The organism is Enterobacter cloacae complex sp. P43RS, from assembly GCF_014930585.1.
GTDB classification, from domain to species: Bacteria; Pseudomonadota; Gammaproteobacteria; order Enterobacterales; family Enterobacteriaceae; genus Enterobacter; species Enterobacter bugandensis.
Map to the genome: position 1 here is coordinate 15,355 of NZ_JADBRJ010000018.1, position 23,742 is coordinate 39,096.

General features: G+C 56.0%; 18 protein-coding genes. 16 read left to right on the forward strand and 2 right to left on the reverse strand.

Annotated features, from left to right (window positions below; all coding sequences use genetic code 11):
- Positions 1-3: 3 nt before the first annotated feature.
- From pxpB to nei, 4 genes are read left to right on the forward strand one after another with little or no spacing between them, the layout of a single operon-like run.
- On the forward strand, positions 4-660 hold the full coding sequence (gene pxpB / locus IM294_RS21200; RefSeq protein WP_088205146.1) for a 5-oxoprolinase subunit PxpB: 657 nt from the start codon (positions 4-6) through the stop codon (positions 658-660).
- On the forward strand, positions 654-1,586 hold the full coding sequence (gene pxpC / locus IM294_RS21205) for a 5-oxoprolinase subunit PxpC (RefSeq protein ID WP_028012375.1): 933 nt from the start codon (positions 654-656) through the stop codon (positions 1,584-1,586). Before pxpB ends, pxpC begins: the two co-directional genes overlap by 7 nt.
- Positions 1,573-2,313 carry a 5-oxoprolinase subunit PxpA gene (pxpA, locus tag IM294_RS21210; RefSeq protein WP_126818803.1) on the forward strand — a complete coding sequence of 247 codons (741 nt, stop codon included), beginning with the start codon at positions 1,573-1,575 and terminating at the stop codon, positions 2,311-2,313. Before pxpC ends, pxpA begins: the two co-directional genes overlap by 14 nt.
- A gap of 18 nt (positions 2,314-2,331) precedes the next feature.
- On the forward strand, positions 2,332-3,123 hold the full coding sequence (gene nei / locus IM294_RS21215; RefSeq protein WP_126818802.1) for an endonuclease VIII: 792 nt from the start codon (positions 2,332-2,334) through the stop codon (positions 3,121-3,123).
- Between the two features lie 99 nt (positions 3,124-3,222).
- Here the strand turns inward: nei and IM294_RS21220 are convergent, their stop codons facing one another.
- Positions 3,223-4,506 (reverse strand): citrate synthase, encoded by a 1,284-nt coding sequence (locus IM294_RS21220; RefSeq protein ID WP_028012378.1) that lies wholly within the window; start codon positions 4,504-4,506, stop codon positions 3,223-3,225.
- A 638-nt stretch (positions 4,507-5,144) separates the two neighbouring features.
- On the opposite strand from IM294_RS21220, the gene sdhC reads away from it, so the two are divergent.
- The 8 genes from sdhC to sucD all read left to right on the forward strand — a co-directional run bounded on the left by sdhC (position 5,145) and on the right by sucD (position 14,785).
- Entirely contained in the window at positions 5,145-5,549 is a 405-nt protein-coding gene (sdhC, locus tag IM294_RS21225; RefSeq protein WP_026080740.1) for a succinate dehydrogenase cytochrome b556 subunit, read from the forward strand.
- The gene (gene sdhD / locus IM294_RS21230) at positions 5,543-5,890 is read left to right on the forward strand and encodes a succinate dehydrogenase membrane anchor subunit (RefSeq protein WP_003858621.1); all 348 of its coding nucleotides are present in this window, start codon (positions 5,543-5,545) and stop codon (positions 5,888-5,890) included. Before sdhC ends, sdhD begins: the two co-directional genes overlap by 7 nt.
- Positions 5,890-7,656, forward strand: a complete 1,767-nt coding sequence (gene sdhA, locus IM294_RS21235; protein WP_041910764.1) for a succinate dehydrogenase flavoprotein subunit — start codon at positions 5,890-5,892, stop codon at positions 7,654-7,656. Before sdhD ends, sdhA begins: the two co-directional genes overlap by 1 nt.
- Positions 7,657-7,671: 15 nt before the next feature.
- On the forward strand, positions 7,672-8,388 hold the full coding sequence (gene sdhB / locus IM294_RS21240) for a succinate dehydrogenase iron-sulfur subunit SdhB (protein WP_008501090.1): 717 nt from the start codon (positions 7,672-7,674) through the stop codon (positions 8,386-8,388).
- Between the two features lie 223 nt (positions 8,389-8,611).
- Positions 8,612-11,419 (forward strand): 2-oxoglutarate dehydrogenase E1 component, encoded by a 2,808-nt coding sequence (sucA, locus tag IM294_RS21245; RefSeq protein WP_045261080.1) that lies wholly within the window; start codon positions 8,612-8,614, stop codon positions 11,417-11,419.
- A gap of 14 nt (positions 11,420-11,433) precedes the next feature.
- A complete protein-coding gene (gene odhB, locus IM294_RS21250) occupies positions 11,434-12,654 on the forward strand; it encodes a 2-oxoglutarate dehydrogenase complex dihydrolipoyllysine-residue succinyltransferase (RefSeq protein WP_041910762.1) in 1,221 nt (406 codons plus the stop codon).
- Positions 12,655-12,749: 95 nt separating this feature from the next.
- Positions 12,750-13,916, forward strand: a complete 1,167-nt coding sequence (gene sucC, locus IM294_RS21255; RefSeq protein ID WP_006809579.1) for an ADP-forming succinate--CoA ligase subunit beta — start codon at positions 12,750-12,752, stop codon at positions 13,914-13,916.
- Entirely contained in the window at positions 13,916-14,785 is an 870-nt protein-coding gene (gene sucD / locus IM294_RS21260; RefSeq protein WP_008501094.1) for a succinate--CoA ligase subunit alpha, read from the forward strand. Before sucC ends, sucD begins: the two co-directional genes overlap by 1 nt.
- Before the next feature lie 83 nt (positions 14,786-14,868).
- Here sucD and IM294_RS21265 read toward each other — a convergent pair whose 3' ends face one another.
- Complete coding sequence (locus IM294_RS21265; protein ID WP_028012382.1) at positions 14,869-15,588, reverse strand: GntR family transcriptional regulator; 720 nt, start codon at positions 15,586-15,588, stop codon at positions 14,869-14,871.
- A 171-nt stretch (positions 15,589-15,759) separates the two neighbouring features.
- Here IM294_RS21265 and mngA point away from each other — a divergent pair, with 171 nt between their 5' ends.
- From mngA to cydB, 4 genes are all read left to right on the forward strand, one after another.
- Positions 15,760-17,676: a PTS 2-O-a-mannosyl-D-glycerate transporter subunit IIABC gene (mngA, locus tag IM294_RS21270; protein ID WP_126818801.1), complete on the forward strand. Its 1,917-nt coding sequence runs from the start codon at positions 15,760-15,762 to the stop codon at positions 17,674-17,676.
- A 24-nt stretch (positions 17,677-17,700) separates the two neighbouring features.
- Entirely contained in the window at positions 17,701-20,331 is a 2,631-nt protein-coding gene (gene mngB, locus IM294_RS21275; protein ID WP_126818800.1) for a mannosylglycerate hydrolase, read from the forward strand.
- 680 nt (positions 20,332-21,011) lie between these two features.
- Positions 21,012-22,580 (forward strand): cytochrome ubiquinol oxidase subunit I, encoded by a 1,569-nt coding sequence (cydA, locus tag IM294_RS21280; protein ID WP_126818799.1) that lies wholly within the window; start codon positions 21,012-21,014, stop codon positions 22,578-22,580.
- A 15-nt stretch (positions 22,581-22,595) separates the two neighbouring features.
- A complete protein-coding gene (gene cydB, locus IM294_RS21285; RefSeq protein WP_028012386.1) occupies positions 22,596-23,735 on the forward strand; it encodes a cytochrome d ubiquinol oxidase subunit II in 1,140 nt (379 codons plus the stop codon).
- Positions 23,736-23,742 lie beyond the last annotated feature (7 nt).

Below are 23,742 nucleotides of genomic sequence, written 5' to 3' on the forward strand. Positions count from 1 at the left end.
TAAGTGCAGCGAGCGCGTTGTTATCTTCTGGGTGAAACCGCGGTAGTTCTGGAGCTTGAGCCTCCCGTGACGCTTGCCACGCAAAAGCGTATCTGGCGCCTGGCTCAGCGACTGCCCGAGCTACCCGGCGTGGTTGAAGCTATTCCGGGTATGAATAATATCACCGTGGTGTTACGCGATCCGCACACCGGGGCGCTGGATGCCATTGAGCGTCTGCAGCGCTGGTGGGAAGAGAGCGAGGCGCTGGAGCCAGAATCGCGGACGATTGAGATCCCGGTTGTCTATGGCGGCAAAGGTGGCCCTGACCTTGGCGTGGTGGCCGAACACTGTGGATTAACAGTAAAGCAGGTTGTGGAGCTGCACAGCTCGGTGGATTACGTCGTCTGGTTTCTGGGTTTTCAGCCGGGCTTTCCGTATCTGGGCGGATTATCTCCCCGGCTGCATACCCCGCGTCGGGCTGAGCCGCGCCTGAGCGTACCCGCAGGAACGGTGGCGATTGGCGGTGAACAAACCGGAATTTATCCGCTTACTTCACCGGGCGGCTGGCAGCTTATCGGGCACACCTCTATGCCACTATTTAAACCGGGGCAGGAGGCACCGATCCTTCTGCGTCCGGGTGATACCCTGCGCTTTATCCCGCAGAAGGAGGGGGTATGTTAACGCTTATTCGCGCGGGGCTTTATACCTCCGTTCAGGATGCCGGACGCTTTGGCATGCGCCAGTCCGGCGTGAGCTACTGCGGTGCGCTCGATCGTCCTTCGCTGGAGATTGCCAACCTGCTGGTAGGCAACGCGGGCAGCACGGCGGCGTTAGAAATTACGCTGGGTCAGTGCGTTATTGAATTTGGTGAGGAGACCTGGTTCGCCTTAACCGGCGCGGGCTGTGACGCGACGCTGGACGGCAAAGCGGTGTGGACCGGCTGGCGATTGCGGGCGAAAGCCGGGCAGCGTCTGACGCTTAAGCGTCCTCTGCACGGCGTGCGCAGCTATCTTGCCGTGGCGGGGGGCATCGACGTGCCGGAGGTGTTGGGGTCGTCCAGCACCGACCAGAAAGCGGGAATGGGCGGCCATGAGGGACGGCTGCTGCGCGACGGCGATCGTCTTGCGATTAAGCCATCAGCGCGCCATTTCACCACCACGCAGGGCGTGAAGCAGCTGCTGTGGGGGAATGTGATCCGCGCCTTGCCGGGACCGGAATATCAGGAGTTTGATGAAGCCTCAAAAGAGTCTTTCTGGCGTTCGCCGTGGAAAATCAGCCCGCAGAGTAACCGTATGGGTTACCGGCTTCAGGGGCAGCCGCTGACCCGCACGACTGACCGGGAGCTGCTTTCCCACGGGCTGCTGCCGGGGGTGATTCAGGTGCCGGGCAACGGGCAGCCCATTGTACTGATGAACGACGCGCAAACTACCGGCGGCTATCCGCGTATTGCCTGCATTATCGAAGCGGATCGCTACCATCTGGCGCAAATCCCTCTCGGTCAGCCGATTCATTTCGTGCAGTGTACGCTGGAGGAGGCGCTAAAGGCGCGGCAGGATCGGCAGCGCTATCTCGAACAGCTGGCGTGGAGGCTTGATGGTAAAGATTGATTTAAACGCCGATCTGGGGGAGGGCAGCAGCGCCGATGCGGAACTGATGACCCTGGTCTCCTCGGTCAATATCGCCTGCGGTTTTCACGCGGGCGATGCGCAAACCATGCTGGAGAGCGTGCGTAATGCCATTAAAAACGGCGTGGCGATTGGCGCTCACCCGAGCTTCCCTGACCGGGAGAACTTTGGCCGTACGGCGATGGATCTGCCCCCTGAGACGGTCTACGCTCAGGTGCTCTACCAAATCGGCGCGCTGGAGGCGATAGCGCGCGCTGAGCATGGCGTGCTGCGTCACGTCAAACCGCACGGCATGCTCTATAACCAGGCAGCGAAAGACCCGGCGCTGGCGGAGGCGATTGCCCGCGCGGTGCGGGACTGCAATCCGCAGCTGATTCTGGTTGGCCTGGCGGGTAGCGAGCTTATTCGTGCCGGAGAACGGCTGGGGCTGACGACGCGGCAGGAAGTCTTTGCCGATCGGGGATACCTGCCGGACGGCAGCCTGGTGCCGCGCACGCAGGCCGGTGCGCTGATCACTGACGAAAATAAAGCGCTGGCGCAGACGCTGGCGATGGTGCGCTTCGGGCGGGTGACCGCCGTGGATGGAACATCCGCAAATGTTCAGGCCGATACGGTGTGTTTACACGGCGACGGGGAGCATGCGCTCCAGTTTGCGCGACGCCTGCGGGCGGCGTTCTCTGAAGAGGGCATTCTCGTCAGCGCAGATTGATTATAAAAGGACAATGACATGCCTGAAGGTCCGGAGATCCGCCGCGCGGCGGATAGCCTGGAGGAGGCGATAAAGGGCAAACCGCTGACCTATGTCTGGTTTGCCTTTCCTCAACTTAAGCCGTTTGAAACAGAGCTGGTGGGACAGACGGTGACCCATATTGAAACGCGCGGCAAAGCGTTGCTCACGCATTTTTCCCATAACCTGACGTTATATAGCCATAACCAGCTCTACGGTGTGTGGCGCGTCGTCGATGCGGACGAGCAGCCGCAAACGACGCGCGTGCTGCGCGTCCGGTTACAAACGGCGGATAAGGCAATCCTGCTCTACAGCGCCTCTGATATCGAAATGTTAACGCCGGAGCAGCTGCTGACGCATCCGTTCTTACAGCGCGTCGGGCCGGACGTGCTGGACATGCGCCTGACGGCGAGCGATGTGAAGGCCCGACTGTTATCGCCCACGTTCCGCAACCGGCAGTTTTCCGGCCTGTTCCTTGACCAGTCCTTTCTGGCCGGGCTGGGCAACTACCTGCGGGTGGAAATTCTCTGGGAAGTCGGGCTGGCGCCGCAGCACAAAGCCTCTCAGCTGAGCGATGAACGGCTGGAGGTGCTGTCCCACGCGCTGCTGGACATCCCGCGGCTGTCGTACAATACGCGCGGCATCGTAGATGAAAACAAGCATCACGGGGCGTTATTCCGGTTCAAAGTGTTTCATCGAGCGGGGAAAAAGTGTGAACGGTGCGGCGGGATTATTGACAGGATGATGCTCTCTTCAAGACCCTTTTACTGGTGCCCGCACTGCCAGAAATAAAAGTAAAACGGTAACCCAAGGGTTACCGTTTTTTAGGTTTTCACCCTCTCCCTGTGGGAGAGGGCCGGGGTGAGGGCATCAGGCCGCACCCAACGTTTTTTAGCGCTTCAGGTCAGACTTAAAATCACGCTGCTCGTAGCCGGTGTACAGCTGACGAGGACGGGCGATTTTCATGCCTTCGCTGTGCATTTCGTTCCAGTGCGCAATCCAGCCCACGGTACGCGCCATGGCGAAGATCACGGTGAACATGGAAGACGGAATGCCCATCGCTTTCAGAATAATGCCAGAGTAGAAATCGACGTTCGGGTAGAGTTTCTTCTCGATGAAGTACGGGTCGTTCAGCGCGATGTGTTCCAGCTCCATCGCCACTTCCAGCAGATCGTCTTTGGTGCCCAGCTCTTTCAGCACTTCATGGCAGGTCTCACGCATAACGGTTGCGCGCGGGTCGTAGTTTTTGTAAACACGGTGACCGAAGCCCATCAGGCGGAAGGAGTCATTCTTGTCTTTCGCGCGACGCACGAACTCTGGAATGTGCTCAACGGTGCTGATCTCTTCCAGCATCTTCAGCGCCGCTTCGTTCGCGCCGCCGTGCGCCGGTCCCCACAGGGAGGCGATGCCCGCAGCGATACAGGCGAACGGGTTCGCGCCTGAAGAGCCTGCGGTACGGACAGTAGAGGTAGAGGCGTTCTGCTCGTGGTCAGCGTGCAGGATCAAAATACGGTCCATCGCACGTTCCAGCACCGGGTTCACTTCATACTCTTCGCACGGCGTGGAGAACATCATGCGCAGGAAGTTGCCGGCGTAGGAGAGGTCGTTACGTGGGTACACAAACGGCTGGCCGATGGAGTATTTGTAGCACATCGCCGCCATGGTCGGCATTTTGGACAGCAGGCGGAACGCCGCGATATCACGGTGACGCGGGTTATTCACGTCAAGTGAGTCGTGGTAGAACGCCGCCAGCGCACCGGTAATCCCGCACATCACCGCCATTGGGTGAGAGTCACGACGGAACGCATGGAACAGACGGGTAATCTGCTCATGGATCATGGTGTGACGGGTTACGGTGGTTTTGAATTCATCGTACTGCGCCTGCGTCGGCTTTTCGCCGTTCAGCAGGATGTAGCACACTTCCAGGTAGTTGGATTCGGTGGCTAACTGATCGATGGGGAAGCCGCGATGGAGCAGGATACCTTCGTCACCGTCAATGTAGGTGATTTTGGATTCGCAAGATGCGGTAGAGGTAAATCCAGGGTCAAAGGTAAATACTCCTTTGGAACCCAGCGTACGGATATCAATAACATCCTGACCGAGCGTGCCTTTTAGCACATCCAGTTCAATAGCATCATCACCATTTAGGGTGAGTTTTGCCTTTGTATCAGCCATTTACGGTCTCCTTAGCGCCTTATGCTTAAGACTGCTTTTACCGGATTTGCCTTCAGCTGTTAATCACCGTTACCAGATTGTTATTTGGCTTACCGCTCAGCTCACGAGGAGTAACCAGGGTACAGAGCTATGGCGCCTTGCAGGTAAACAAATGAAATATCAGTGAAACAACAGCAAATCAGCGTTTTTGCAGTCCGAATTATTCAAACCTGTATATCACTAATAACTGTCCTGATAACTTCGGTCAATACCATCACACTGTTACATAACTATTTGTCAGGTGAAAGAGAGACCTCATAACTTTTGCGCATTATATGCCTTTTCTGATGACGTTTGTAACAATATTGTTTAACATTTGTCAAATCAGATGATTAAAAATTAAAAAGATGTTGTTATCGTGACCCTGATCACTGTTCCAGAGAAAACCCAACAAACTGTATGTAGGTTAATTGTAATGATTTTGTGAACGGCCTATACTGCCGCCAGGTCTCCGGAACACCCTGCAATCCCGAGCCACCCAGCGTTGTAACGTGTCGTTTTAGCATTTGGAAGCAATGTTTTGCATGACGCGCAGTTATAGAAAAGGAACGCTGCTTGACCCGCATCGCAGTCCGGAGGAAGGAAACAATAAGAACAGCATGTGGGCGTTATTCATGATAAGAAATGTGAAAAAACAAAGACCTGTCAATCTGGATCTCAAAACGATCCGGTTCCCCGTAACAGCAATAGCGTCCATTCTGCACCGTGTTTCTGGTGTGATTACGTTTGTGGCGGTCGGTATTTTGCTGTGGTTACTGGGCACCAGCCTCTCTTCCCCTGAAGGATTCCTCCAGGCCTCGGCCATCATGAATAGCTTCTTCGTGAAATTTATCATGTGGGGCATTCTCACCGCGCTGGCCTATCACGTTGTTGGCGGCGTACGCCACATGCTGATGGACTTTGGCTATCTGGAAGAGACGTTCGAGGCCGGGAAACGTACCGCGAACATTTCATTTGTGATCACTGTCGTGCTTTCACTTCTCGCAGGAGTTCTCGTATGGTAAGCAACGCCTCCGCATTAGGACGCAACGGCGTACATGACTTCATTCTGGTCCGCGCTACCGCCATCGTCCTCACGCTTTACATCATCTATATGATCGGTTTCTTCGCGACCAGCGGCACGCTGACGTGGGAAATCTGGAGTGGTTTCTTCGGATCGGCCTTCACCAAAGTGTTCACCCTGCTAGCCCTGTTCTCCATCCTTATTCATGCCTGGATCGGCATGTGGCAGGTATTGACCGATTACGTTAAACCGCTGGCGATTCGCCTTCCGCTGCAACTGATTATTGTTGTTGCGCTGCTGGTTTACGTCATTTATGGATTTGTTGTGGTGTGGGGTGTGTAATGAAACTGCCAGTCAGAGAATTTGATGCTGTTGTGATTGGTGCGGGTGGCGCAGGTATGCGCGCCGCACTGCAAATTTCCCAGAGCGGCCAGACCTGTGCGCTGCTCTCTAAAGTGTTCCCGACCCGTTCCCACACTGTGTCCGCGCAGGGCGGTATTACCGTTGCGCTGGGTAACTCCCATGAAGATAACTGGGAATGGCACATGTACGACACGGTAAAAGGTTCCGATTACATCGGCGACCAGGATGCCATCGAATATATGTGTAAAACCGGCCCGGAAGCGATTCTGGAGCTGGATCACATGGGTCTGCCGTTCTCCCGTCTGGAAAATGGCACCATCTATCAGCGTCCGTTTGGCGGCCAGTCGAAAAACTTCGGCGGCGAGCAGGCGGCACGCACCGCGGCGGCGGCTGACCGTACCGGTCACGCGCTGCTGCACACCCTGTATCAGCAGAACCTGAAAAACCACACCACCATCTTCTCCGAGTGGTATGCGCTGGATCTGGTGAAAAACGCCGATGGCGCAATTGTTGGCTGTACCGCACTGTGCATCGAAACCGGTGAAGTGGTTTACTTCAAAGCCCGCGCGACCGTGCTGGCGACCGGTGGCGCGGGCCGTATTTATCAGTCCACCACTAACGCCCACATCAACACCGGTGATGGCGTCGGTATGGCTATTCGCGCCGGCGTACCGGTGCAGGACATGGAGATGTGGCAGTTCCACCCAACCGGTATCGCCGGTGCGGGCGTGCTGGTCACCGAAGGCTGCCGCGGTGAAGGTGGCTACCTGCTGAACAAACACGGCGAGCGCTTCATGGAGCGTTATGCCCCGAATGCGAAAGACCTGGCGGGTCGTGACGTGGTGGCGCGTTCCATCATGATCGAAATCCGTGAAGGCCGCGGCTGCGATGGCCCATGGGGTCCACACGCGAAGCTGAAGCTCGACCATCTGGGTAAAGAAGTGCTGGAATCCCGTCTGCCGGGCATCCTGGAACTGTCCCGTACTTTCGCGCACGTCGATCCGGTGAAAGAGCCGATCCCGGTTATCCCAACCTGCCACTATATGATGGGTGGTATTCCGACCAAAGTGACCGGTCAGGCGCTGACCGTGAACGAGCAGGGCGAAGACGTGGTCATTCCTGGCCTGTTCGCGGTAGGCGAAATCGCCTGCGTATCCGTACACGGCGCCAACCGTCTGGGCGGCAACTCGCTGCTGGACCTGGTGGTATTTGGTCGTGCGGTGGGTCTGCATCTGCAGGAGTCCATTGCCGAGCAGGGCGCGCTGCGTGATGCAACCGACGACGAAATCGACGCCTCTCTTGAACGCCTCAACCGCTGGAACGGTAACCGTAACGGCGAAGATCCGGTGGAAATCCGTAAAGCGCTGCAGGAGTGCATGCAGCACAACTTCTCGGTATTCCGTGAAGGCGATGCGATGGCCAAAGGCCTTGAGCAGCTGAAGGCGATCCGCGAGCGTCTGAAAAATGCCCGTCTGGACGATACCTCCAGCGAGTTCAACACCCAGCGCGTTGAGTGCCTGGAGCTGGATAACCTGATGGAAACCGCATTCGCAACCGCGATGTCGGCAAACTTCCGTACCGAAAGCCGTGGCGCCCATAGCCGCTTCGACTTCCCGGATCGTGACGATGAAAACTGGCTGTGCCATTCCCTGTATCTGCCAGAGTCGGAAACCATGACGCGTCGTAACGTCAACATGGAACCGAAACTGCGTCCGGCGTTCCCGCCGAAGATTCGTACTTACTAATGCGGAGACAGGATAATGAAACTCGAATTCTCAGTTTATCGTTATAACCCGGATGTTGATGACGCTCCGCGCATGCAGGACTATACCCTCGAAGCGGAAGAAGGTCGTGACATGATGCTGCTGGATGCCTTAATCCAGCTGAAAGAAAAAGATCCTACGCTGTCGTTCCGCCGCTCCTGCCGTGAAGGGGTATGTGGCTCTGACGGTGTGAACATGAACGGCAAAAACGGCCTGGCCTGTATCACGCCAATTTCAGCGCTGCAGCGTCCTGGTCAGAAAATTGTTATCCGTCCTCTGCCAGGCCTGCCGGTCGTGCGTGATTTGGTGGTAGACATGGGGCAATTCTATGCACAATATGAGAAGATTAAGCCTTACTTATTGAATAATGGGCAAAATCCACCCGCTCGCGAGCACTTACAGTCTCCTGAGCAGCGTGAAAAACTCGATGGTCTGTACGAGTGTATTCTCTGCGCATGCTGTTCAACGTCCTGCCCGTCGTTCTGGTGGAACCCGGACAAGTTTATCGGCCCTGCGGGTCTGCTGGCTGCCTATCGCTTCCTGATCGACAGCCGCGACACCGAAACCGACAGCCGTCTGGAAGGATTAAGTGACGCTTTCAGCGTATTCCGCTGCCATAGCATCATGAACTGCGTCAGTGTGTGTCCGAAGGGGCTGAACCCGACGCGCGCCATCGGCCATATTAAGTCGATGCTGCTGCAGCGCAGTGCGTAAGTAATGAGAGGGGAGCGCTGTTCCCCTCACCCTAACCCTCTCCCAAAGGGAGAGGGAATAAATTGCAGAAACCTTTAAAAACTGCCCTGAAGTCTAGACAGTTTCTAAAGGTTCCTTCGCGGGCCAAATGAAAAGAGCTCGCAGGTGAACCCCGGCACGTACACGCGGTGTGCGTGGTAGTTTCTACGGCGAAAGTAAGCATAAAAATGCTTAAGGGATCACGATGCAGAACGGCGCAATGAAAGCCTGGCTGGACTCTTCTTACCTCTCTGGTGCCAACCAGAGCTGGATAGAACAGCTCTATGAAGACTTCTTAACCGATCCTGACTCAGTGGACGCAAACTGGCGTTCCATGTTCCAGCAGTTGCCTGGTACAGGGGTCAAACCGGATCAATTCCATTCCAAAACACGTGATTATTTCCGTCGTCTGGCGAAGGATGCCTCACGTTACTCTTCTGCGATTTCCGACCCTGACACCAATGCGAAACAGGTTAAAGTCCTGCAGCTTATCAACGCTTATCGCTTCCGCGGTCACCAGCATGCGAATCTCGATCCGCTGGGACTGTGGCAGCAGGAACGTGTGGCCGATCTCGATCCGGCGTATCACGATCTGACCGAGGCCGATTTCCAGGAAAGCTTTAACGTAGGTTCCTTTGCCATCGGCAAAGACACGATGAAGCTGGGCGATCTGATTGACGCGCTCAAGCAAACCTACTGCGGCTCCATCGGCGCGGAATATATGCACATTACCTCTACCGAAGAGAAACGCTGGATCCAGCAGCGCATCGAATCCGTAGCGGGCCACGCGACCTTCTCGGCCGACGAGAAGAAACGCTTCCTCAGCGAACTGACCGCAGCGGAAGGGCTTGAGCGCTATCTGGGCGCGAAGTTCCCGGGCGCAAAACGCTTCTCGCTGGAAGGCGGCGACGCGCTGGTGCCGATGCTGAAAGAGCTGATTCGCCACGCAGGCAAGAGCGGCACCCGTGAAGTGGTGCTCGGCATGGCGCACCGTGGTCGTCTGAACGTGCTGGTCAACGTGCTGGGTAAAAAACCGCAGGACCTGTTCGACGAATTCGCGGGCAAACACAAAGAACACCTCGGCACCGGTGACGTGAAGTACCACATGGGCTTCTCGTCGGATATCGAAACCGAAGGCGGTCTGGTTCACCTGGCGCTGGCGTTTAACCCGTCACACCTGGAAATCGTCAGCCCGGTGGTTATCGGTTCCGTGCGCGCGCGTCTGGATCGTCTGGACGAGCCGAGCAGCAATAAAGTGCTGCCAATCACCATCCACGGTGATGCGGCGGTCACAGGGCAGGGCGTGGTTCAGGAAACCCTGAACATGTCGAAAGCGCGTGGTTATGAAGTGGGCGGTACCGTTCGCATCGTGATCAACAACCAGGTGGGCTTCACCACCTCTAACCCGCTGGATGCCCGTTCTACCCCGTACTGCACCGACATCGGTAAGATGGTACAGGCGCCGATCTTCCACGTTAACGCGGATGACCCGGAAGCCGTTGCGTTCGTTACCCGTCTGGCGCTGGACTTCCGTAATACCTTTAAGCGCGATGTGTTCATTGACCTCTTCTGCTACCGCCGTCACGGCCACAACGAAGCGGATGAGCCAAGTGCAACCCAGCCGCTGATGTACCAGAAAATCAAAAAACACCCGACGCCGCGCAAAATCTATGCTGACAAGCTGGAAAGCGACAAGGTGGCGACGCTGGAAGATGCGACCGAAATGGTCAACCTCTACCGCGACGCGCTGGACGCGGGTGAATGCGTGGTGAAAGAGCTGCGTCCGATGAACATGCACTCCTTTACCTGGTCGCCGTACCTCAACCACGAGTGGGATGAGAGCTACCCGAACAAGGTTGAGATGAAGCGCCTGCAGGAGCTGGCTAAACGCATCAGCACCGTGCCGGACGCTATCGAGATGCAGTCTCGCGTGGCGAAAATCTACGCCGACCGTCAGTCCATGGCGGCAGGCGAGAAGCTGTTCGACTGGGGCGGGGCGGAAACGCTGGCCTACGCAACGCTGGTTGACGAAGGCATTCCTGTTCGTCTGTCCGGTGAGGACGCGGGCCGTGGGACCTTCTTCCACCGTCACGCAGTGGTTCACAACCAGTCTAACGGTTCAACCTACACTCCGCTGCAGCACGTGCATAACGGTCAGGGCCAGTTCAAGGTCTGGGACTCCGTGCTGTCTGAAGAAGCGGTCCTGGCATTCGAATACGGCTACGCCACTGCGGAACCGCGCACCCTGACCATCTGGGAAGCGCAGTTCGGCGACTTCGCCAACGGTGCGCAGGTCGTTATCGACCAGTTCATCTCCTCCGGCGAGCAGAAGTGGGGCCGCATGTGTGGCCTGGTGATGCTCCTGCCGCACGGTTATGAAGGCCAGGGTCCGGAGCACTCCTCCGCGCGTCTGGAACGTTATCTGCAGCTCTGCGCCGAGCAGAACATGCAGGTCTGCGTGCCGTCCACCCCGGCTCAGGTGTACCACATGCTGCGTCGTCAGGCGCTGCGCGGTATGCGCCGTCCGCTGGTAGTGATGTCGCCGAAATCCCTGCTGCGTCATCCGCTGGCGGTGTCCAGCCTGGAAGAGCTGGCGAACGGTACCTTCCTGCCGGCCATCGGTGAAATTGACGAGCTGGATCCGCAGGCCGTGAAGCGTGTGGTGATGTGTTCTGGTAAGGTTTATTACGACCTGCTGGAACAGCGCCGCAAGAACGATCAGAAAGATGTCGCCATCGTGCGTATCGAACAGCTTTATCCGTTCCCGCATCAGGCGATGCAGGAAGTGCTGAAACAGTACGCTCACGTACATGATTTTGTCTGGTGCCAGGAAGAGCCGCTCAACCAGGGCGCATGGTACTGCAGCCAGCATCATTTCCGTGAAGTGATTCCATTTGGGTCAGCCCTGCGCTATGCAGGTCGCCCGGCCTCCGCCTCTCCGGCGGTAGGGTATATGTCCGTTCACCAGAAGCAGCAACAAGATCTGGTCAATGACGCGCTGAACGTCGATTAATTAAAGGATACATAATGAGTAGCGTAGATATTCTTGTTCCCGACCTGCCTGAATCCGTAGCAGATGCGACCGTCGCTACCTGGCACAAAAAACCAGGCGATGCCGTTAAGCGCGATGAAGTGCTGGTAGAAATCGAAACTGACAAAGTGGTACTGGAAGTACCGGCTTCGGCGGATGGCGTTCTGGACGCGGTGCTGGAAGATGAAGGCACCACCGTCACCTCTCGTCAGATCCTGGGGCGCCTGCGTGAAGGCAACAGCGCGGGCAAAGAGTCCAGCGCGAAGTCTGAAGAGAAAGCCTCTACGCCGGCTCAGCGCCAGCAGGCTTCTCTGGAAGAACAGTCTAACGACGCCCTCAGCCCGGCGATCCGTCGCCTGCTGGCTGAACACAGCCTTGACCCGGCAGCCATCAAAGGCACCGGTGTGGGCGGTCGTCTGACCCGCGAAGACATCGACAAGCACCTGGCGAAAGCGCCTGCTCAGGCGGAAGCGAAAGCCCCTGTGGCCGCGCCGGCAGCTCAGCCTGCTCTGGGTGCCCGCAGCGAAAAACGCGTACCGATGACGCGCCTGCGTAAGCGCGTGGCCGAGCGTCTGCTGGAAGCGAAAAACTCCACCGCGATGCTGACCACCTTCAACGAAGTGAACATGAAGCCAATCATGGATCTGCGTAAGCAGTACGGTGACGCGTTTGAAAAACGTCACGGTATCCGTCTGGGCTTCATGTCCTTCTACGTGAAGGCGGTGGTTGAAGCGCTGAAACGCTACCCGGAAGTGAACGCGTCTATCGATGGCGATGACGTGGTTTACCACAACTACTTCGACGTCAGCATGGCGGTTTCTACCCCACGCGGCCTGGTGACCCCGGTTCTGCGTGATGTGGATACCCTGGGTATGGCTGACATCGAGAAGAACATTAAAGAGCTGGCCGTGAAAGGCCGCGACGGCAAGCTGACCGTAGACGACCTGACCGGCGGTAACTTCACCATTACCAACGGCGGCGTATTCGGCTCGCTGATGTCTACCCCGATCATTAACCCGCCGCAGAGCGCGATCCTGGGTATGCATGCCATTAAAGATCGCCCGATGGCGGTTGACGGTAAAGTTGAGATCCTGCCGATGATGTACCTGGCGCTCTCTTACGACCACCGCCTGATCGACGGCCGCGAGTCCGTGGGCTTCCTGGTAGCCATTAAAGAGCTGCTGGAAGATCCAACGCGTCTGCTGCTGGACGTCTAGTAACGATTTAGCATCACCTGCCCCGTGGACCGGCACACGCTGCGCCGGTCTACAGGTTTGAAGATAACGATTACCCTGAAGGATGGATAGAACACATGAACTTACATGAATATCAGGCCAAACAGCTGTTTGCCCGGTATGGCTTACCGGCTCCGGTGGGTTATGCCTGTACTACCCCGCGTGAAGCAGAAGAAGCCGCATCTAAAATCGGTTCCGGCCCGTGGGTAGTTAAATGTCAGGTTCACGCTGGTGGCCGTGGTAAAGCGGGCGGTGTGAAGGTTGTTAAGAGCAAAGAAGAGATTCGTGCGTTTGCTGAACATTGGCTCGGCAAGCGTCTGGTGACCTACCAGACAGATGCGAACGGCCAGCCGGTCAACCAGATCCTGGTCGAAGCGGCGACCGACATCGCGAAAGAGCTGTACCTGGGCGCGGTGGTTGACCGTAGCTCCCGTCGCGTGGTGTTCATGGCGTCTACCGAAGGCGGCGTGGAAATTGAAAAAGTGGCGGAAGAGACCCCGCACCTGATCCACAAAGTGGCTATCGATCCGCTGGCGGGTCCAATGCCTTATCAGGGTCGCGAGCTGGCGTTCAAGCTGGGTCTGGAAGGCAAGCTGGTTCAGCAGTTCACCAAGATCTTCATGGGCCTGGCGACTATCTTCCTTGAGCGCGATCTGGCGCTGATCGAGATCAACCCGCTGGTGATCACCACCCAGGGCGACCTGATCTGCCTCGACGGCAAGCTGGGCGCTGACGGCAATGCCCTGTTCCGCCAGCCGGATCTGCGCGAAATGCGCGACCAGTCTCAGGAAGATCCGCGTGAAGCACAGGCTGCTCAGTGGGAGCTGAACTACGTGGCGCTGGATGGCAACATCGGCTGCATGGTTAACGGTGCGGGCCTGGCGATGGGCACCATGGACATCGTTAAGCTGCACGGCGGTGAGCCGGCAAACTTCCTCGACGTGGGCGGTGGCGCAACCAAAGAGCGCGTAACCGAAGCGTTCAAAATCATCCTCTCTGACGACAACGTTAAAGCGGTACTGGTTAACATCTTCGGCGGCATCGTCCGTTGCGACCTGATTGCAGACGGCATCATCGGTGCGGTAGAAGAAGTGGGTGTTAACGTTCCGGTGGTTGTGCGTCTGGAAGGTAACAACGCTGAACTCGGCGCGAAAAAACTGGCTGACAGCGGCCTGAATATTATTGCAGCGAAAAGTCTGACGGATGCAGCTCAGCAGGTTGTTGCCGCAGTGGAGGGGAAATAATGTCAGTTTTAATTAATAAAGATACCAAGGTTATCTGCCAGGGCTTCACCGGTAGCCAGGGGACTTTCCACTCCGAACAGGCGATTGCCTACGGCACGCAGATGGTTGGCGGCGTAACGCCAGGTAAAGGCGGCACCACGCACCTCGGCCTGCCGGTGTTCAACACCGTGCGTGAAGCGGTAGAAGCGACGGGCGCAACCGCGACCGTGATCTACGTTCCGGCACCGTTCTGCAAAGACTCCATTCTGGAAGCGATCGACGCAGGCATCAAGCTGATCATCACTATCACCGAAGGCATCCCGACCCTGGATATGCTGACCGTGAAGGTGAAGCTGGACGAAGCAGGCGTGCGCATGATCGGCCCGAACTGCCCAGGCGTGATCACTCCGGGCGAATGCAAAATCGGCATCATGCCTGGCCACATTCACAAGCCGGGCAAAGTGGGCATCGTTTCCCGTTCCGGTACCCTGACCTATGAAGCGGTTAAGCAGACCACCGACTACGGCTTCGGCCAGTCCACCTGCGTGGGCATCGGCGGTGACCCAATCCCGGGATCTAACTTCATCGACATCCTGAAGCTGTTCCAGGAAGATCCGCAGACCGAAGCGATCGTGATGATCGGTGAGATCGGCGGTAGCGCGGAAGAAGAAGCGGCTGCTTATATCAAAGAACACGTAACCAAGCCTGTTGTCGGTTACATCGCGGGTGTGACCGCGCCGAAAGGCAAGCGTATGGGCCACGCGGGCGCGATCATCGCCGGCGGTAAAGGTACGGCTGATGAGAAGTTTGCTGCGCTGGAAGCCGCAGGCGTGAAGACCGTTCGCAGCCTGGCGGATATCGGCGAAGCACTGAAATCCATCATTAAGTAAGTCCTCTCTGCTCCCCGAACGGGGAGCGATGAAGTATAAAAATGTCCGTTTCGACATGGTTGGCCGCTGTAAAGCGGCCTTTTTTATTGCCTGCGTCTGGCGACGAGAGTGAACTTGTAGTCGTCGGTATTGAACACGTTGCGGCTGTATTCAAACACCCGTCCGTCCTTCAGGAACCCGCGGGAGACTTTTTCCAGGATCGGCTTTGCCGGATCGAGCGACAGTGCGGCGATCGCCTCCTCTGACGGCATGATCGGCATCAGCTCCTGCTCGCTGCGATCGATAACTAGTTTTTTGATCTGCTCAACGTAGTGATATTTCGAATTCTCCATCACTTCCCAGGTGAGGTCGGGAAACATGGCCAGCGGCATCCATGTCTCCTCCAGGTTCACCGGCTTCTGCTTGATGAAACGCACGCGCTTAACGTGCCAGACCTTATCTTCCACGCCAACCGCTAATGTTGCCGCCAGCCGCGCATCGGCTTTCACCACTTCAAATATTTTGACATCACTGTGCGTATCGACATGACGATCCGCCAGCTTTTCGTAAAAGCCGGTGAGCTGATAAATATCGTAATTGACGCGCTCCTCTTTTTTTACATAAGAGCCGCTGCCCTGAATACTTTCGATGATCTGCTCGTCGGCGAGCAGTTTCAGGGCCTGCCGCACGGTGACGCGGCTGACGCGAAACGCCTCCTGAAGACTGGACTCCGTCGGCAGCGCGTCTCCGGGTTTTAATTCCCCGGCGTTGATTTTCTCGCGGAACGCATCGGCTATCTGCCGGTACATCGGTTTGTTGCCCATTTTATCGCGCCTGCTTAATACCTTTTCAGGGAATTATGCATTCAACTGATGATTTGTAAATAGTACAATTAAAATACAAATTTGGCTTTTAGTGAAAGTGATCACATAAATGTATTATCAGGTCTGCCAGAATCCTCCCCAGACAATAACTCTGTAAAGGTGAGGATCTTTATGAACCTGACGACTCTGACCGATCCGCGTGCTGTTTGCGTTCAGGCGCAGTTTACCCGCCGGGATGAGGCAATCCGTCAGCTTACGGCGCGGCTGGTGGCGCTGGGCAAAATCGCTGATGCCGATGCGTTTCTGGAGGAGGTGTTTCATCGGGAATCGCTTGGGCCGACCGCGCTGGGTGAAGGACTGGCCGTTCCTCACGGTAAATCAGCCGTCGTGAAGGAGGCGGCTTTTGCCGTGGCAACTCTGCGAGAACCGCTTGCATGGGAAGGCGTGGACGGGCCGGAAGAGGTTGAGCTGGTTTTTCTGCTCGCCATTCCGCCAGCAGAAGCGGGTTCGACCCATATTCAGGTGCTGACGGAGCTGACGTCTCGCCTGGCGGATGACGATCTCAGGGCGCGCGTGATGGCTGCTACCACGGCGGAAGACGTGCTTGCTGCGCTTGAAGCTGCCCCTGACACGGAAGAGGCAGGCGTCGTGCTGAATGCCCCGACAATCGTCTGCGTGACCGCCTGTCCGGCCGGGATCGCGCATACCTATATGGCCGCAGAGTACCTGGAAAAAGCGGGACGCAAGCTTGGCGTCAACGTGGTGGTCGAAAAGCAGGGGGCGAACGGCATTGAGGGGCGCATCACCGCGCAGCAGCTTCGTGAGGCCAAAGCGTGCATTTTTGCCGCAGAAGTGGCGATCAAAGAGAGCGAGCGTTTTCAGGGGATCCCCGCCATCTCCGTGCCCGTCGCGGAGCCTCTGCGCCATGCTGAAGCGCTTATTGAGCGCGCGCTGGCGCTGCAGCCTGCATCCGATGCGCGTCCTGCGCATGTCGATACCGAAACGAAAAAGAGCGTTAAAACTGAACTCAAGCAGGCACTTCTCAGCGGTATCTCTTTTGCGGTGCCGCTGATCGTCGCTGGCGGTACGGTGCTGGCCTTGTCGGTACTGCTGGCGCAAATACTGGGCCTGCAGCACCTGTTTGACCAGGAAAACTCGTGGCTGTGGATGTACCGCAAGCTTGGCGGCGGCATGCTCGGCATTCTGATGGTACCTGTTCTGGCGGCCTATACCGCGTATTCGCTGGCGGATAAACCTGCGCTGACGCCGGGCTTTGCGGCCGGTCTTGCTGCCAATATGATCGGCTCCGGTTTTCTGGGCGCTATTGTCGGTGGGCTGATCGCGGGCTATCTGATGCGCTGGGTGAAAAACCACATCCTGCTCAGTAGCCGCTACAACGGCTTTCTGACCTTTTATCTCTATCCGGTGATTGGCGTGCTGGGCGCGGGCAGCCTGATGCTGTTTGTGATTGGCGAACCGGTGGCCTGGCTCAATAACACGCTCACCGTCTGGCTTAACGGTCTCTCCGGCGCGAATGCGCTGCTTCTGGGGGCAATCCTCGGGTTTATGTGCTCATTCGATTTGGGTGGCCCGGTCAACAAAGCCTCTTACGCGTTTTGCCTGGGGGCGATGGCGAACGGCGTTTATGGGCCTTACGCAATCTTTGCCTCCGTCAAAATGGTCTCAGCCTTCACCGTCACGGCGTCGACGATGCTGGCGCCGAAGCTGTTTAAACCGTTTGAAATTGAAACCGGTAAATCAACGTGGCTGCTCGGCCTGGCGGGCATTACCGAAGGGGCGATCCCGATGGCGATTGAAGATCCGCTTCGCGTCATTGGCTCATTTGTGCTCGGCTCCATGGTAACAGGCGCGGCTGTCGGTGCGATGGGGATCGGGTTGTCTACCCCGGGGGCCGGGATTTTCTCTCTCTTTTTACTTCACGATGCCGGGTTGGGCGGTGTGGTTGCGGCGGCGGGCTGGTTTGGCGCGGCGCTGACGGGGACCGCTGTCTCCACGTTTGTTCTGCTGCTCTGGCGACGTCAGGCAGTAAAAAAGGGCAAGTACCTCACAGAAGACGCCATACCGTAAAAACTCACAAAACAGGAAACGAAGATGAAAGCTGTATCTCGCGTTCATATCACGCCGCATATGCACTGGGACCGTGAGTGGTACTTCACCACTGAAGAGTCGCGCATTCTTCTGGTCAATAATATGGAAGAGATCCTGACCCGCCTGGAGCAGGACGACGAGTATAAATATTACGTCCTTGATGGCCAGACGGCGGTGCTGGAAGATTATTTTGCCGTCGTGCCCGAAAACCGCGCGCGGGTAAAGGCGCTTGTGGAGCGCGGAAAACTGATTATCGGCCCCTGGTATACCCAGACCGATACCACGATTGTCAGCGGCGAGTCGATTGTCCGCAACCTGATGTACGGCATCCGGGACTGTATGGCGTTCGGCGAGCCGATGAAGATCGGCTATCTGCCGGATTCGTTTGGTATGTCCGGCCAGCTTCCGCATATCTATAACGGATTTGGCATTACCCGGACGATGTTCTGGCGCGGCTGCTCGGAACGACACGGGACCGATAAAACCGAATTTCTCTGGCAGAGCCAGGACGGCAGTGAAGTCACGGCACAGGTGCTGCCGCTGGGCTACGCGATTGGTAAGTACTTACCGGAGGACGAAGCCGGGCTGCGAAAACGGCTCGACAGCTATTTCGACGTTCTGGAAAAGGCCTCTGTCACCAAAGAGATTTTGCTGCCCAACGGTCACGATCAGATGCCGCTGCAGCAGAACATTTTCTCCGTGATGGATAAGCTGCGTGAAATCTATCCGCAGCGTCAATTTGTAATGAGCCGCTTTGAAGAGGTGTTTGACCACATTGAGGCACGCCGCGATGAACTGGCGACCCTGAAAGGGGAGTTTATCGACGGGAAATACATGCGCGTGCACCGGACAATCGGCTCCACGCGCATGGATATCAAAATTGCCCATGCGCGTATTGAGAACAAAATTGTCAACATCCTCGAACCGCTGGCGACGCTTGCATGGACGCTGGGCTTCGATTATCACCACGGCCTGCTGGAGAAGATGTGGAAAGAGATCCTTAAAAACCACGCTCACGACAGCATCGGCTGCTGCTGCAGCGACAAGGTGCATCGTGAGATTGTCTCTCGTTTTGAACTGGCTGAAGACATGGCAGATAACCTGGTGCGTTTCTATATGCGCAAGATTGTCGACAACATGCCGCAAAGCGACGCCGACAAACTGGTGATGTTCAACCTGATGCCCTGGCCGCGTGAAGAGGTGATGAACACCACGATTCGACTGCGCGCCAGCCAGTTCCGTCTGTTGGATGATAAAGGCAACGAGATCCAGTATTTCATTCGCAGTGCGCGCGAGCTGGACCCTGGTCTCATTGACCGGCAGATTGTCCATTACGGTAATTATGAGCCGTTTATGGAGTTTGATATTCAGCTCAGCCAGATACTGCCGTCGATGGGCTACCGTACGCTGTTTATCGAGCCAAACGTGGCCGGGAAGGTGATCTCTCCGGTGATAAACACCGAATCCTTGCTCGAAAACGCCTTCTGGCAGATTGATTTAAATAACGACGGTACGCTGCGCCTGCGCGACAAAGAAACCGGGCTGATTTATGACCGGGTGCTGGAAATCGAAGAGGGTTCGGATGATGGCGATGAGTACGACTACTCGCCTTCTCGTGAAGAGTGGAGACTCACTTCAGTGCAGGGCGAGCATCAGGTCGAGGTTATACACGAAGGCTGGCAGAGCAGGGCGCTGATTCGCCATCAGATCGCGGTACCGGCTAATCTGGCCGAACGCGCGGCGGGTCAGCGAAGCGGGTCTCTCGGCGCTGAGTTTGAAATCACGCTTAGCCACCACAGCAGGCGTATTGATGTGGCGGTGCGTCTGGATAATCAGGCTGACGACCACCGCGTTCGCGTGCTGATCCCTACGCCGTTTACAACCCAGGGCGTGTTAGCGGATACTCAGTTTGGCACCCTCACTCGTCCGGTGCAGGATGCGGCGATGGAAAACTGGCAGGAGGAGGGGTGGAAAGAAGCGCCGGTTCCCGTCTGGAATTTACTCAACTATGCCGTCCTGCAGGAAAAACGAAACGGGCTTGCGCTGTTCACCGAAGGGCTGCGCGAGTTTGAAGTAGTAGGCGAGGATAAAAAAGCCTTTGCCCTGACCCTGCTGCGCGGCGTGGGGTTACTCGGCAAAGAAGATTTGCTGTTGCGCCCCGGTAGGCCTTCAGGAATCAAAATGCCTGTTCCTGACTCTCAGGTGCGCGGTTCGTTAAGCTGTCGCTTTAGCCTCTTCAGCTTCAGTGGAACGCCGGAAAACGCGGGCGTCGCGCAGCAGGCTAAATCGTGGTTAACGCCGGTGCAGTGCTATAACAAAATTCCCTGGGACGCGATGAAGCTCAATCGCTCGTCGTTTACCACGCCGGAAAGTTACAGCCTGCTGGCGCTTTCGCCCACGGGATGCGTGCTCAGTACGCTCAAAAAGGCTGAAGATCGAGACGAGCTCATTCTTCGTCTGTTCAACCCTTCCGAGTCCAGCGCATGTGACGCGACGTTATCCGTGGATCCGACCGTGAAACGGTGCTGCGAAACGGACATGAATGAACGGATAATAGACAATCGTGAAGAAGAGGGCATCGTCGGGGCGTTCAGACCGGGACAGTCACGAACCTTCAGCATTCTTCTTGCCTGAACACCGCTGACACGATCAAAAGGCCGCAGAGTTTGCGGCCTTTTTTCATTAAATAGTCACGCTTCGGTGTTAACTTTCGGGATAATAAAAGTAAATCAAATGTAATTTCTAAGAGTTGCAAAAACAGAATGGAAAAATAAACTGGCCCAGCTACGCTTATTGTTTGTCCCGCTTCGACAGGGCATTTTTTTCTCGCGTTAATTAAAATCACTTCTGTTTATATTTTTTTTGGTCTTCGATAACCAATCGCATCTTTACATGCACATATCATTAACATGGTTTTTACCATTCTCACCACAGCTAAACATGATTAACATCAAGACCGGTTTTTGATTTAAATCAAAGTTTAATGCTTGGAAAAAGATGCCGAAAAGCGCTAAATTGTCCCCGATCAAAATGGCCGAAAAGTGGTAATTTTGCTATAAATTGATCGCCGTCGAAAAACGTAAATGTGATTCAATAAAAACCTGTTTATTGTAAGGGTTTTGCAGCGTATTATATTTGCGGGATCAATTTGAGTTTTTTATTAACCTATTTGTAACCTGTCGTCATCGTTTTTATCCTTCTCCAGGGTAATAACGACGACCAGGATGCGAATAATTTGTATTGGGGCATGCGTGTGAATCTCTTTCTGACGGGGTTCACTCTCGGAGTCTTCATGCGATGAGCAAGGAGTCATAATGTTAGACGTAGTCGAACTGTCGCGCTTACAGTTTGCCTTGACCGCGATGTACCACTTCCTGTTTGTGCCGCTGACGCTCGGTATGGCGTTCCTGCTGGCAATTATGGAAACGGTTTACGTCCTCTCCGGCAAACAGATTTATAAAGATATGACCAAGTTCTGGGGCAAGTTGTTCGGTATCAACTTCGCGCTGGGCGTGGCAACCGGTTTGACCATGGAGTTCCAGTTCGGGACTAACTGGTCTTACTATTCCCACTATGTAGGGGATATCTTCGGTGCGCCGCTGGCCATTGAAGGCCTGATGGCCTTCTTCCTCGAATCCACCTTTGTAGGTCTGTTCTTCTTCGGTTGGGACCGTCTGGGTAAAGTCCAGCACATGGCCGTAACCTGGCTGGTGGCATTAGGTTCGAACCTGTCCGCGCTGTGGATCCTGGTGGCGAACGGCTGGATGCAGAACCCGATCGCGTCTGACTTCAACTTCGAAACCATGCGTATGGAGATGGTCAGCTTTGCCGAGCTGGTCCTGAACCCGGTTGCTCAGGTTAAATTTGTTCACACCGTGGCATCTGGCTACGTGTGCGGCGCGATGTTCGTGTTGGGTATTAGCTCCTACTATATGCTGCGCGGTCGTGACTTCGCGTTTGCCAAGCGCTCCTTTGCTATCGCTGCAAGCTTCGGTATGGCTGCAATCCTCTCCGTTATCGTTCTGGGTGATGAATCCGGTTACGAAATGGGTGACGTGCAGAAAACCAAACTGGCCGCTATCGAAGCCGAATGGGAAACCCAACCGGCGCCTGCTGCCTTTACGCTGTTCGGTATTCCCGATCAGGACGCGCAGGAAAACCGCTTCGCCATCCAAATTCCTTACGCGCTGGGTATCATCGCAACCCGTTCTGTCGATAAGCAGGTAACGGGTCTGAAGGAGCTGATGGTTCAGCACGAAGAGCGTATCCGTAACGGTATGAAGGCTTACTCGCTGCTGGAACAGCTGCGTGCCGGCTCTACCGATCAGGCCGTTCGCGATCAATTTAACGACGTGAAGAAAGACCTGGGCTACGGTTTGTTGCTGAAACGTTATACCCCGAACGTTTCTGATGCGACGGAAGCACAGATTCAGATGGCGACCAAAGACTCGATTCCACGCGTTGCGCCACTGTACTTCGCATTCCGTATCATGGTGGGCTGCGGCATCATCATGCTGCTGATCATTGCGGCGTCCTTCTGGTCCGTGATTCGTAACCGCATCGGCGAGAAAAAATGGCTGCTGCGCACCGCGCTGTACGGTATTCCACTGCCGTGGATCGCGATTGAATCCGGCTGGTTTGTAGCGGAGTATGGCCGTCAGCCATGGGCGATTGGTGAGGTACTGCCAACGGCGGTCGCGAACTCTTCCCTGACGGAAGGCGACCTGATCTTCTCCATGCTGCTGATCTGTGGTCTGTACACCCTGTTCCTGGTGGCTGAACTGTTCCTGATGTTCAAGTTCGCGCGCCTTGGCCCAAGCAGCCTGAAAACCGGTCGCTATCACTACGAGCAGCCCACTGCGACTACTCAGCCGGCACGCTAAGACAGGAGTCATCAAATGATCGATTATGAAGTATTGCGTTTTATCTGGTGGCTGCTGGTTGGCGTTCTGCTGATCGGTTTCGCCGTCACGGATGGTTTCGACATGGGGGTGGGGATGCTCACCCGTTTCCTCGGTCGTAATGACACCGAGCGTCGAATCATGATTAACTCCATCGCCCCTCACTGGGACGGTAACCAGGTGTGGCTGATCACCGCAGGCGGCGCGCTGTTCGCTGCCTGGCCGATGGTCTACGCGGCTGCGTTCTCCGGCTTCTATGTGGCGATGATTCTGGTGCTGGCCTCTTTATTCTTCCGTCCGGTCGGTTTCGACTACCGTTCCAAGATTGAAGATACCCGCTGGCGCAACATGTGGGACTGGGGCATCTTCATTGGTAGCTTCGTTCCACCGCTGGTGATTGGCGTGGCATTCGGTAACCTGCTGCAGGGCGTACCGTTCCACCTCGATGAATACATGCGTCTTTACTACACCGGCAACTTCTTCCAGCTGCTGAATCCGTTTGGCCTGTTGGCCGGTGTGGTGAGCGTGGCGATGATCATCACTCAGGGCGCAACTTACCTGCAGATGCGTACTGTGGGTGAACTGCACCTGCGTTCCCGTGCTACTGCTCAGGTGGCGGCACTGGTGACGCTGGTTTGCTTCGCTCTGGCAGGCGTGTGGGTGGTGTACGGTATTGATGGCTACGTGGTGACGTCTGCGATTAACCACTCGGCACCGTCTAACCCGCTGACCAAAGAAGTGGCGCGTCAGGCTGGTGCATGGCTGGTGAACTTCAACAATACCCCTGCGCTGTGGGCGATCCCTGCTCTGGGCGTGCTGCTGCCGCTGCTGACCGTGCTGACGTCTCGTCTGGAGAAAGGTGCTCTGGCTTTCGTGTTCTCTTCACTGACGCTGGCATGCATCATCCTGACGGCGGGTATTGCCATGTTCCCATTCGTCATGCCATCCAGCACCATGCTGAATGCTAGCCTGACCATGTGGGATGCAACCTCCAGCCATATGACGCTGAACTTAATGACTTACGTTGCTTGCGTGTTCGTTCCGATTGTTCTGGCCTACACCATCTGGTGTTACTGGAAAATGTTCGGTCGTATCACCAAAGAACATATCGAAAGCAACACCCACTCTATGTACTAAGTAAGGA